Below are 1,379 nucleotides of genomic sequence, written 5' to 3'. Positions count from 1 at the left end.
GGCTGTTCGGGGGTGCCTTCGGAGCGGGGGAAGAACTCGTACCAGGCGCCGTACAGGGCGCGTTCGCGTTCGACCTGGAGGGACAGCGGCTCGGAAGCGGTGACCAGCTCGCGCAGCGGGTGGCGGGCCAGGACCGCGTCCACCTCCGGCGTCAGCGCCGCCGCCCACCGGGTCATCACCGGCAGGGAGTCGTCGTTCATCACCCGGACGGCCGCGAGCACCGTCTCGCGCTGCGGCCCCTTGGGCACCCCGGCCGCCGCACGGCTGAGCAGCTCGGCACCCTCCTCCAGCACCAGTCCGGCGTCGATGCCGGCCGGGACCTTGATGTGCGCGACGTGCCGCCAGGTGGCGACGGGGTCGCTCCATGCCTCCACGTGGTAGGTCCAGCGTCCGGTCGCGTCCGGTGTGACCTCCGCGCCCCAGCGGTCGCTGCCCGGCGCCAGCACCCGCATCGGCGTCCACGGGCCCGGACGGCCCCCGGGATCGCGCAGGACCACGTTGGCCGCGACGGCGTCGTGGCCCTCGCGGAACACGGTGGCGGTGACCTGGAACGTCTCACCCACCACCGCCTTGGCCGGTCGCCTGCCGCACTCGACGGCCGGGCGCACGTCCCGTACGGGAATGCGGCCGACGAGCGGGACATGACTCGGGGTCGAACTCATGGGTGTCACCTCCACCGTGCTTGAGGCCGGGCTCACGCCCGGCCGGGAACCAGGTACTTCTCGGTCTGTCGCGGTGCGGTCGTCCCCCCCGGTGGGGCGGGGGGACGGTGTGTGGCCCTACGCGCCGGCCCGGGAGCGCCGGTCCTTCGCCGGCCGGCGCCGGGTCCGTCCCGGGACCACGCCGACGTGCGGCCGGCCGGTGCCCTGTTCCCGCAGGTAGGTGACGAGGTTGGTGCGCAGGTAGCGCTCGGCCGCGTCCGCCGCCTCCCGCGCGCAGCGCTTGCCCATCAGCACGCACAGCGTGTAGCCCGAGTCCTCGAAGGTGGCCCGCACCCGGCGGTCGTCGGGAGACGCGAGCATCGCGCGTTCCCACACCCGGTAGTGCCGCAGATGCCGGGCTACTTCGGCTTTGGCAGGTAGCAGCATGGCGCCGTTCACCTTTCGGGAGCGCTCGATGGGCACGTTTCCCCGACGGTCGGGGCGGTGACCGCGCACGCGAGGCACGCGTCCCGTTCACGGCGCTCGAGACTTTCACTCATGGTGCACGTTCAACGACACAGCGTCCTGTTGGATCTTCAACCAGCTCACCCGCCCGGCGGACACCGGCCCGGCACCCCGTCCCACTTGGGTTCTAACGGTCCTCGCAACACCCGCGATCTGTGGGAGTTGCGAGGACCGTGGCCGTTGGGCGCGATGATCTTTCGGGGCTGCGGGAGC

2 protein-coding genes are annotated in these 1,379 nt (G+C 72.7%); both read right to left on the bottom strand.

Annotated features, from left to right (window positions below; translation table 11 throughout):
* Positions 1–662 (bottom strand): maltotransferase domain-containing protein (locus tag ABZ719_RS37665; protein WP_366729673.1); only part of this gene is annotated, 662 nt, incomplete at its 3' end.
* Positions 663–779: 117 nt separating this feature from the next.
* Positions 780–1,088 carry a DUF5133 domain-containing protein gene (locus ABZ719_RS37660; RefSeq protein WP_366729672.1) on the bottom strand — a complete coding sequence of 103 codons (309 nt, stop codon included), beginning with the start codon at positions 1,086–1,088 and terminating at the stop codon, positions 780–782.
* Between the last annotated feature and the right edge of the window lie 291 nt (positions 1,089–1,379).

Source organism: Streptomyces sp. NPDC006743, assembly GCF_040703815.1.
Taxonomy (GTDB): Bacteria; Actinomycetota; Actinomycetes; order Streptomycetales; family Streptomycetaceae; genus Streptomyces.
Note: the sequence above shows the minus strand (reverse complement) of the source record. Positions and strands in the feature narration are given on the sequence as shown.